The sequence below is a fragment of the Micromonospora sp. NPDC051543 genome, from assembly GCF_044454415.1.
Classification (GTDB): domain Bacteria; phylum Actinomycetota; class Actinomycetes; order Mycobacteriales; family Micromonosporaceae; genus Micromonospora.
Window position 1 is genome coordinate 322,301 of record NZ_JBITDT010000011.1, and the last position, 9,861, is coordinate 332,161.

At 72.0% G+C, this 9,861-nt stretch carries 9 protein-coding genes; 6 read left to right on the forward strand and 3 right to left on the reverse strand.

What is annotated here, in order from left to right; all coding sequences use genetic code 11:
* Positions 1-59: 59 nt before the first annotated feature.
* On the forward strand, positions 60-3,995 hold the full coding sequence (locus ACIA3K_RS21880) for a ThuA domain-containing protein (RefSeq protein WP_396803285.1): 3,936 nt from the start codon (positions 60-62) through the stop codon (positions 3,993-3,995).
* Positions 3,996-4,048: 53 nt separating this feature from the next.
* Here ACIA3K_RS21880 and ACIA3K_RS21885 read toward each other — a convergent pair whose 3' ends face one another.
* Together ACIA3K_RS21885 and ACIA3K_RS21890 are read right to left on the reverse strand one after the other, a co-directional pair.
* Positions 4,049-4,462 (reverse strand): hypothetical protein, encoded by a 414-nt coding sequence (locus tag ACIA3K_RS21885; RefSeq protein ID WP_396803286.1) that lies wholly within the window; start codon positions 4,460-4,462, stop codon positions 4,049-4,051.
* Between the two features lie 40 nt (positions 4,463-4,502).
* A complete protein-coding gene (locus ACIA3K_RS21890) occupies positions 4,503-4,955 on the reverse strand; it encodes a septum formation initiator (RefSeq protein ID WP_396803287.1) in 453 nt (150 codons plus the stop codon).
* 103 nt (positions 4,956-5,058) lie between these two features.
* Here ACIA3K_RS21890 and ACIA3K_RS21895 point away from each other — a divergent pair, with 103 nt between their 5' ends.
* The 3 genes from ACIA3K_RS21895 to ACIA3K_RS21905 are packed head-to-tail and all read left to right on the forward strand — an operon-like array spanning position 5,059 to position 7,620.
* The gene (locus ACIA3K_RS21895; RefSeq protein ID WP_396803289.1) at positions 5,059-5,754 is read left to right on the forward strand and encodes a response regulator transcription factor; all 696 of its coding nucleotides are present in this window, start codon (positions 5,059-5,061) and stop codon (positions 5,752-5,754) included.
* Positions 5,751-7,037 (forward strand): ATP-binding protein, encoded by a 1,287-nt coding sequence (locus ACIA3K_RS21900; RefSeq protein ID WP_396803292.1) that lies wholly within the window; start codon positions 5,751-5,753, stop codon positions 7,035-7,037. The genes ACIA3K_RS21895 and ACIA3K_RS21900 overlap by 4 nt, the downstream gene beginning before the upstream one ends.
* 28 nt (positions 7,038-7,065) lie before the next feature.
* On the forward strand, positions 7,066-7,620 hold the full coding sequence (locus ACIA3K_RS21905; RefSeq protein ID WP_396803293.1) for a DUF5872 domain-containing protein: 555 nt from the start codon (positions 7,066-7,068) through the stop codon (positions 7,618-7,620).
* Here ACIA3K_RS21905 and ACIA3K_RS21910 read toward each other — a convergent pair.
* Positions 7,604-8,512: a LysR substrate-binding domain-containing protein gene (locus tag ACIA3K_RS21910; RefSeq protein WP_396803295.1), complete on the reverse strand. Its 909-nt coding sequence runs from the start codon at positions 8,510-8,512 to the stop codon at positions 7,604-7,606. The two genes, ACIA3K_RS21905 and ACIA3K_RS21910, sit on opposite strands and share 17 nt — an antisense overlap.
* A 71-nt stretch (positions 8,513-8,583) precedes the next feature.
* Here ACIA3K_RS21910 and ACIA3K_RS21915 point away from each other — a divergent pair, with 71 nt between their 5' ends.
* Together ACIA3K_RS21915 and ACIA3K_RS21920 are read left to right on the forward strand one after the other, a co-directional pair.
* The gene (locus ACIA3K_RS21915; RefSeq protein ID WP_396803296.1) at positions 8,584-9,063 is read left to right on the forward strand and encodes a GNAT family N-acetyltransferase; all 480 of its coding nucleotides are present in this window, start codon (positions 8,584-8,586) and stop codon (positions 9,061-9,063) included.
* Positions 9,064-9,160: 97 nt separating this feature from the next.
* Entirely contained in the window at positions 9,161-9,679 is a 519-nt protein-coding gene (locus ACIA3K_RS21920) for a PepSY domain-containing protein (protein WP_396803297.1), read from the forward strand.
* The last annotated feature ends 182 nt before the right edge of the window (positions 9,680-9,861 follow it).

Sequence of the window (9,861 nt, forward strand, 5' to 3'; positions counted from 1 at the left end):
ATGCATGCACACCACCACCGGCGTGATCGGCGCACGTCGTCCCGCGAAAGGACCAATCCGTGCGCAGATCCCTGAGAGCGTGGCTCGGCGCTGTGTTGAGCGCGATCCTCGTGCTGGGCGGCGTCGTCGCCACGCCACCCGCAGCCAGCGCCGCCCCGTTCACCGTCCTGGTCTTCAGCAAGACCGCCGGATTCCGGCACGGCTCGATCACCCCCGGCATCACGGCGATCCAGCAACTCGGCGCGGCCAACGGCTTCACCGTCGAGGCCACCGAGGACGCCGGCCAGTTCACCGACGCCAACCTGGCCCGGTTCGCGGCGGTGATCTGGCTGTCCACCACCGGCGACGTGCTCAACGCCGCCCAGCAGGCGGCCTTCGAGCGCTACATCACCGCCGGCGGCGGGTACGTGGGCGTGCACTCCGCCTCCGACACCGAGTACGACTGGCCCTGGTACGGCGGGCTCGTCGGCGCGTACTTCGCCTCGCATCCGGCGGAGCAGACCGCCACCGTGACGGTCGCCGACCAGGTGCACCCGTCCACCAAGGGGCTGCCGCAGCGGTGGAGCCGCTTCGACGAGCTGTACAACTACCGCGTCAACCCCCGGGGCACCGTGCACGTGCTGGCCACCCTCGACGAGAGCACCTACACCGGTGGCAGCATGGGGTACGACCACCCGATCTCCTGGTGCCAGAACTACTCCGGCGGCCGGGCCTGGTACACCGGCCTCGGCCACACCGACGCCTCGTACGCCGACGCGGCCTTCCGGCAGCACCTGCTCGGCGGAATCCAGACCGCCGCCGGGGCGGTCACCGCCGACTGCGGCCCGACGGTCACCACGAACTTCCAGCAGGTGGCGCTGGCCAAGGGCGCGGCCGAGACCGGCGAGCCGATGAGCCTCACCGTCCTGCCCGACCGGGGTGTGCTGCACACCGCCCGCGACGGCGTGATCCGGCACACCGACGCCGCCGGCAACACCAAGGTCGCCGGCACCCTCGCCGTCTACACCGGCGACGAGGAGGGCCTCCAGGGCATCAAGGCCGACCCCAACTTCGCCACCAACCGCTGGGTGTACGCGTACTACGCGCCCCCGCTGAGCACACCCGGCGGTGGCGCACCGGCCGAGGGCACGCCGGCCCAGTTCGCCGTCTGGGACGGGGTCAACCGGTTGTCCCGCTTCACCGTGAACGCCGACAACACCATCAACCTGGCCAGCGAGACCCTGATCCTCAACGTGCCCACCAGCCGGGGCATGTGCTGCCACGTCGGCGGCGACATGGACTTCGACGCGGCCGGCAACCTCTACCTGTCCACCGGGGACGACACCAACCCGTTCGACTCGGCCGGCTTCACCCCGATCGACGAGCGGGCCGGCCGCAACCCGGCCTTCGACGCGCAGCGTACCGCCGGCAACAGCAACGACCTGCGCGGCAAGGTGCTGCGCATCAAGCCGAGCGCGGCGGGCGGCTACACCATCCCGGCCGGGAACATGTTCGCGCCCGGCACGGCCCGGACGCGCCCGGAGATCTACGCCATGGGCTTCCGCAACCCGTTCCGGATGAGCGTGGACAAGGCCACCGGGATCGTCTACCTCGGTGACTACGGGCCCGACGCGGGCACCGCCGACCCGAACCGGGGTCCGGCGGGCAACGTCGAGTTCGCCCGGATCGACCGGCCCGGCTTCTACGGCTGGCCGTACTGCACCGCCCGCAACGACGCCTACAACGACTACACCTTCCCGTCCGGGCCGTCCGGGGCGAAGTTCAACTGCGCCGGCGGGCCCGTCAACAACTCGCCAAACAACACCGGCATCACCCAGCTCCCGCCGGCGATCCCGGCCTGGCTGCCGTACGGCGGTTCCGGCTCGCCGCCCGAGTTCACCGGCGGTGGCCTGTCGCCGATGGCCGGCCCGGTCTACCGGTACGACCCGAACAACACCTCACCCGTGGCGTTCCCGCAGTACTACGACGGCACCTTCTTCGCGGGCGAGTTCGGCCGCCGGTGGATCAAGAACGTCAAGCTCGACTCCAGCGGTCAGCCACTGAAGATCAACCCGTTCCCGTGGACCGGCACCCAGGTCATGGACATGGAGTTCGGCCCGGACGGCGCGCTCTACGTGCTCGACTACGGCACCGGCTGGTTCAACGGCGACGCCAACTCGGCGCTCTACCGCATCGAGTACGCCCGCGGCGGCCGCGCGCCCGTGCCGAAGGTCACCGCCACCCCCACCAGCGGCACCGCGCCGCTGACCGTGGCCTTCTCCTCGGCCGGCACCCTCGACCCGGACGGTGACCCGTTCACCTACGCCTGGGACTTCGACAACAACGGCACCACCGACTCGACCGCCGCGAACCCGAGCTTCACGTACACCACCAACGGCACCCGCAGCCCGACGCTGACCGTGCGGGACACCACCGGCAAGACCGCCACCGCGAGCGTGGTCGTCACCGTCGGCAACAGCGCCCCGGTGGTCACCGTGAACACCCCGTTGAATGGGCAGACCTTCACCTTCGGGGACGCGATCCCGTTCTCCGTCACGGTCACCGACGCCCAGGACGGCACCATCAACTGCGCCCGCGTCAAGGTGAACTACGTCCTCGGCCACGACTCGCACGGCCACCAGCTCGCCAGCGCGCAGGGTTGCACCGGGGTCATCCAGACCTCGGCCGACGGCGAGCACGACAGCGCGGCGAACATCTTCGGCATCATCGACGCCGAGTACACCGATCTGGGCGGGGGCGGCCAGCCGGCGCTGACCACGCACACCCAGGCGGTGCTGCAACCCCGGGTCCGCCAGGCCGAGCACTTCGGTGACTCGTCCGGCGTGCAGATCGTCGCCGGGGCGGCCGGGCACGGCGGGGCAGCGGTCGGATACATCGACAACAACGACTGGATCTCGTTCCGTCCGTACAACCTGACCGGCATCCAGTCGTTCAGCGCCCGGGTCGGCGCGCCGGCCGGCGGCGGCGGGACGTTGGAGCTGCGCGTCGACTCACCCACCGGGCAGTTGGTGGGCTCGGCGACCGTCACCTCCACCGGCGGGTACGCCAACTTCGCCACGGTCACCGGTGGAATCACCGCGCCCACCGGCACCCGGACGCTGTACCTGGTCTTCAAGGGCACCGGGCCGTGGTTCGACATCGACGAGTTCACCCTGTCCACCAGCCCCGGCGGGCCCGGCCCGGACCCGGACCCGGATCCCGGCACGGGCACCAACCTGGCCAAGGGCAAGCCGGCGCGGGCATCCAGCTACGAGGGCGCGTTCGTCGCGGCCAACGCGTTCGACGGTGTCGCCGGCACCCGTTGGGGCAGCGCCTTCGGCGACCCGCAGTGGATCGACGTGGACCTCGGCGCGACGTACGCCCTCAGCCGGGTCAAGCTGACCTGGGAGGCCGCGTACGGCAGCGCGTACCAGATCCAGACCTCGACCGACGGCGTCACCTTCACCACGATCCGCACGGTGACCGGCGGCGACGGCGGGGTGGACGACCTGACCGGGCTCACCGGCTCCGGCCGGTACGTCCGGCTCCTCGGCACCGGTCGCGGTACGGCGTGGGGCTACTCGCTCTACGAGTTCGAGGTGTACGGCGGCACCGGCACCCCGACCGGCGGCAACCTGCTGCTCAACAAGCCGACGACGACGTCCAGCACCGAGGGGGCCGACGTGACCGGCGCCCAGGCCGTCGACGGCAACCTCGCCACCCGCTGGTCGAGCACGTTCTCCGACCCGCAGTGGATCCGCGTCGACCTGGGCAGCCCGACCGCGATCGGACGGGTCAAGCTCGCCTGGGAGGCGGCGTACAGCAGCGCGTACCAGATCCAGACCTCCAACGACGGCACCACCTGGACCACCGTGAAGACGGTGACCGGCGCCGACGGTGGCGTGGACGAGCACAGCGGCCTCGGCGCGAACGGCCGCTACCTGCGCATCTACGGCACGGCCCGGGGGACCGGCTACGGCCACTCCCTCTGGGAGGTGGAGGCCTACACGAGCTGAACCACCACCACGACGTGGCCGGCACGAGCCTTCGTGCCGGCCACGCCCGTCAATCAGCTGCTGGGTGTGGGAGTGGGCTCCTGGGCGAACTCCCACGGGGGCTCGCCGAACACCTTGGTGCATGCCGCGAGCATGCCCTGCCGCGCCTCAGCCAGGCGGAGGTCGGCGGGCCCGGTGTCGATGGCGGGGTCCTTCCGGAAATAGATGTCGCCGACCTCCTTGGCGGCCGGTCCCAGCCGCTCACCGGCCGCTCGGATATCCGGGTCGGTCGAGTAGGCGGCGTGATTCGCGGCGCCCGCGTCCTTGAACGGGGGCAGGACGTTCTCTTTCAGGGCGTCTGCCAGGTACCGGCAGGCGGACACGGCGCGCAGGTCCGAGGCTTTGGTCGGGCTGGCCACGGGGTCGGGCTTATCGGTGGGCGAGCAACCCGCGAGCAGCAGCGAGGCGAGAACGACGGTGCGGATCATGGCGGGATCCTAACGATCTCGCCGCAGCACCACGATCCGGTTAGTCGTCGGCGACGGCCACCGGTTCGGTGCCGATGCAGCGGACCTTCAACTCGTGCCGGCCGGCCGAGCCCTCGAACGTGACCTCGACGTCGTCGTCCGGGCCCCGGTCCACCTCGTGCACCCGGTAGCCCTGCGCGGGCGCCCACGACACCAGCCGTACCCCGTCGGCGCCGCACTCGGCCACGGCCGTGCCGCCGCCGGTGGCGAAACTCCGGCGGACCCCGGCGCTGGCGCTCGGTGCGGCGCTCGCCGTGGACGGCCCGCCCGTCGTGCCACTCGGCCCCGGCTCGGGCGAGGCGAGCGCCCGTTCGATCTCCGCCTCGCTGCGCACCCCGCCCGGCGTGCCGGTGATGCTCTCACCCACCAGCCGGATCGCGCCCAACCCGATCAGGGTCGCCACGGCGACGGTGGCCACCCACCCGGCGGCGACGAGGACCGAACGACGGCTCATGCCACCGACTATCCCCGATCCATGGTTGTTCCCGGCATATCCGGAGGCTAAGGCACGGTTAACGTGCGCCGCGCCGGCGGTGACAGCGGTTAGCCTGCCTGCTGTGGCCCGCCTGCTGCTCATCGAGGACGACCTGACCATCCGTACCCCGCTGCTGCGCGGGCTGCGCGAACGCGGCCACGCGGTCGCCGCGGCCTCGACCGCGATGGCGGGGCTGCGGGACGCCCTCGACGACCGGCCCGACCTGGTGGTGCTCGACCTGGGACTGCCCGACCTGGACGGACGCGAGCTGCTGCGGATGTTGCGCGCGGTCAGCTCCGTGCCGGTCATCGTGGCCACCGCCCGCGACGACGAGTCGGAGATCGTCCGGGTGCTCGACGCGGGCGCCGACGACTACGTGGTCAAGCCGTTCACCGCCGCGCAGCTCGACGCGCGCGTCCGCGCGGTCCTGCGACGAGGTCCCGCCGGCGTCGACGCGCAGGATCCGTCCCTCGTGGTGGGTGGCCTGCGCGTCGATCCCCGGTCCCGACAGGTGACCCTGGACGGCACGCTGGTGGAGCTGACGCCGCGCGAGTTCGACCTGCTGCACCACCTGGCCGGGCGGCCCGGTCAGGTGGTCACCAAACGCGAGCTGCTCACCGAGGTCTGGCAGATCCCGTACGGCGGGGCCGACAAGACCGTCGACGTGCACCTGTCCTGGCTGCGCCGCAAGCTGGGGGAGACCGCCCAGCAACCCCGCTACCTGTACACCGTGCGTGGCGTCGGCGTACGCCTCGAAGCACCCGCGGCCCGCCCGTGAGGGCGCGTCTGGCGCTGTTGGTCGCCGCGGTCAGCGTCCTCACGCTCGTCGCGTTCCTGGTGCCGCTGGCGTTGCTCGTGCGCACCGTCGCGCAGGACCGGGCGACCGTGCGGGCCACCGCCGACGCGCAGAGCCTCGTGCCGGTGGTCGGTACCGCCGACGCGCCCACCATCCGGCTCACCGTCGAGCAGCTCGCCGCGGAGTCCGGCCGGCCGGTGAGTGTCTTCCTGCCCGACGGCACGGTTCTCGGCGCCCAGGCGCCCCGTACGCCCGCGGTGGCCCTGGCCGCACGGGGGCAGAGCCTCACCGGGGAGTCGGCGGCCGGCCGCGAGGTGGTCATCGCCGTGCAGGGCCGGGCGGACGGCACGGGCGTCATCCGGATCGTGGTGCCCCGGCAGGAGCTGACCGCCGGGGTGACCCGGGCCTGGCTGGTGCTGGCGCTGCTCGGTGTGGTGCTGGTGTTGATCGGGCTGGCGGTCGCCGACCGGCTGGCGCGCACGCTGGTCCGGCCGATCAGCGACCTGTCCGCCGTGTCGCACCGACTGGCGAACGCCGAGCTGGGCGCTCGGGTCGTACCGGCCGGCCCGGCCGAGCTGCGCGAGGTCGCCGGGGCGCTCAACCACCTGGCCGGCCGGATCCAGGTCCTCCTGCTCCAGGAGCGCGAGCAGGTCGCGGACCTGTCCCACCGCCTGCGGACACCCCTGACGGCGCTGCGGTTGGAGGCGGAGTCGCTGCGCGACCCGGACGACGCGGTCCGGATCGCGGCTGCCGCCGACGGGCTCGAACGGGCGGTCACCGGGCTGATCCAGCAGGCCCGCTGGCGTCGCGCTCCGGTGCCGGGCGCGGTCGCGTCCGACGCCGCGGCGATCGTCGCCGACCGGGTCGCGTTCTGGTCGGTGCTCGCCGAGGACACCGGCCGGGCCGTCCACCTCGACCTGGCCCCCGGCCCGCTGACCGTCGGGGTGGCCGCCGACGACCTGACGGCCGCCGTGGACGCCCTGCTCGGCAATGTCTTCGCGCACACCCCCGACGGCACGCCGTTCACGGTCCGCCTCGTGTCCGACGCCGGCGAGGTGCTGCTCACCGTCGCCGACGAGGGCCCGGGGCTGCCGCCGGGCGCCGTCCAGCGGGGCGCCAGCGCGGCCGGCTCGACCGGGCTCGGTCTGGACATCGCCCGCCGCGCCGCCCAGTCCGGCGGCGGCCGGCTGGAGCTGCGCCCGGGCCCGAAAGGTGGCGCGCAGGTCCTGCTGCGGCTCGGCCCGTCGCCGCAGCGCCAGGCATAGCCGCTGCGCTGCCGGGTAGCTGCCACCCATGGCGCGGTATACGAAACCCGAGCTCAGAGAGCAGATCAAGGAAGAGATCAAGGCGTCCGACAAGGGCGGGAAGCCCGGCCAGTGGTCGGCGCGCAAGTCACAGCTGGTGACGCAGGAGTACAAGCGGCGCGGCGGTGGATTCTTGGGCGAAAAGGACGACCGGCAGAAGGCGTTGCAGCGCTGGGGCAACGAGAAGTGGCAAACGAAGGAGGGCGACGCCCGGGCCCGCAAGGACGGCACGACGAGCCGTTATCTGCCCAAGAAGGCCTGGGACGAGATGTCCGAGAGCCAGAAGCGCGCGACCGACACCAAGAAGCGGGAGGCGTCCCGGACCGGCCGGCAGTACGTCGCCAACACCGGCCCGGCCAAGAAGGCACGACGCGACGCCACCACCGCCGGCCGGATGTCGGAGATGTCGGTGGCCGAGGCCAGCAAACTCGTCCGTGGCCTCGACACGCGACAGCTCCGGACCGCCCTGCGCAACGAGCACGCCGGCAAGGACCGCAAGACCCTCGTCCAGCGGCTGGAGGCGGAACTCAACCGGCGCGGCTAGTCGCGGGCAGGTCCGGAGGTCGGCCTGCGGTCCCGAAGCCGGTCGAGGTGACCCGGTCGTCGTCCCGGCGACGCAGGATCCGCATCTCGGTGGTGGCCTCGGTGCCGCTCAACGGCAGCACCGCCACCCGGGGCGGCGCCACGGCGGTGACGCTCGCCGGTGCGATCGTCACACCGAGGCCGGCCGCGACCAGGTGCACCACCGTGGTCCAACTACCGGCTTCCTGGACGATGCGCGGCGTGTAGCCGGCGTCCAGGCACGGCCGGAGATTGCGCTGGTAGGCCCGCTCGCCGGCCACCCGCGGGATGAAGACGAACGGGTCGTCCCGCAGCACCGCCGTGTCGATCGCGCGGCTTCCGGCGTGCGGGTGGTCGGCCGGCAGGACGGCGACGAAGGACTCGGTGGCGAAGGTGACGCTGATCAGCTCGTCGTGGTCGTCCGCGTCCCGGACCACGCCGAGATCGACCTCGCCGTTCAACAGCCGGTCGACGATCTGCGCCGTGTACGCCTCGTGCAGGCGTAGGTGGACGGCCGGGTGGCGTTCACGGAACCGACGGATCGGCCCGGCCAGCCCGAGTTGGATCGCCGAGCTGACGAAGCCGATGTCGAAGCGTCCCTGCTCCCCGCGCCCGATGCGGCTCGCCTCGTGCACGTCGTCCGACACGGCGGCCAGCACCCGCCGGCACCGGACGAGATACGCCTCACCGGCGGGCGTCAGCGCCACCGACCGGGAGGTGCGGACGAACAGCGGCGTCCCGATCATCGCCTCGAGCTGTCGGATCTGCTGCGACAGCGGCGGCTGGGCCATCCGCAGTCGCGCCGCGGCCCGGCCGAAGTGCAGTTCCTCGGCGACCGCGACGAAGTACCGCAGGTGGCGCAACTCGGGATCCATACGTCGAGGATACGAATCGGTCCCAACAAGATATTGGACGTTCGAATAGGGGCGGCCGGAGAATCGGGGTCATGAATCCGAGCACGCTGACCGTCACGTCCATGACGACCCCCGAGGAGGCCGAGGCCTTCCGGACGCTGAACGAAGAGTGGATCTCCCACCGCTTCACCATCGAGGAGTCGGACCGCAAGACGCTCGGCGACCCGTTCGCTGCCATCGTCGAACCGGGCGGCGACGTGCTCGTCCTGCGCGACGGCGGGGAGATCGTCGGTTGTGTCGCCCTGGTACGCAGCTCGGCGGACGTCTTCGAGTTGTCGAAGATGGCGGTGACCCCGGCGCTGCGCGGCAGGGGCCTGGGCCGGCAGCTCATCGACGCCGCGATCGCGCGCGCCCGCGAGCTCGGCGCGGCGACCCTGTTCCTCGGTAGCAGCACCAAGCTCCCGAACGCCGTGCACCTCTACGAAACGGCCGGCTTCCAGCACGTCGATGCGGAACAGATCCCGCTGGCGCCGTACGCCCGTGCCGACGTCTTCATGCGCATGGCGCTCTGACCACCGGCTTAACCCGGCCTTAGCGTTGGGACAGCGCGCTGCTATCCCGGTTCCGCCGATCCTCGTAGTCGACAACCGAGGAAAGGTGGACACCACGATGAAGCGGACCAATCTGCTCCTGGCATCGGCCGGCGGGGTGGCGGTGCTGGCGGTGGCCGGGGCCGCGCTCGGCGTCACCGCCGCGAGGGACTCGCGCACCGACACGACGCTCGCCGCCGCGACCGTCGCGCCGACGGCCGAGAGCACGACCGCCGCGCCGGCGACCAGCGATCCGTCGTCGACCGGCGCACCGTCGGGTACGCCGACGAGCGGTGCCCCATCGTCCAGTGCCCCGTCTGCGGGCGGGGCGCCGGCCGGCGCCGCTGTCGACGAGAAGCGAGCCGGGGAGATCGCGCTCGCCAAGGCTGGCGGCGGTCAGATTGTCGAGATCGAGGCCGAGCAGGAACACGGCCGTCCGGTCTGGAGCGTCGAGGTCGTCGTCGGCGACACCGAGCACGAGGTGGACGTCGACCGTGAGAACGGCTCGGTGGTCAAGGCCGAGCAGGAACCGGTCGACGCCGATGACGACGCCGACGACAAGGACGACGACGCGGACGACGACGGCGACGACGACTGATCGTCGAATCTCGCCGCCCGCCCCGGGATCGACCCGAGGCGGGCGGCGACGTCGTGGAGCAGATGCCCCGGCGCGGTGGTCTAGATCCAACGCCGTTCAGTTAGGCGTTTGGTGTGGTCGTCAAGGGTCGGGGCTGATGATGTTGATGTTGGTGGTGGCTTGGTAGCTGCGTCGGTCGATGG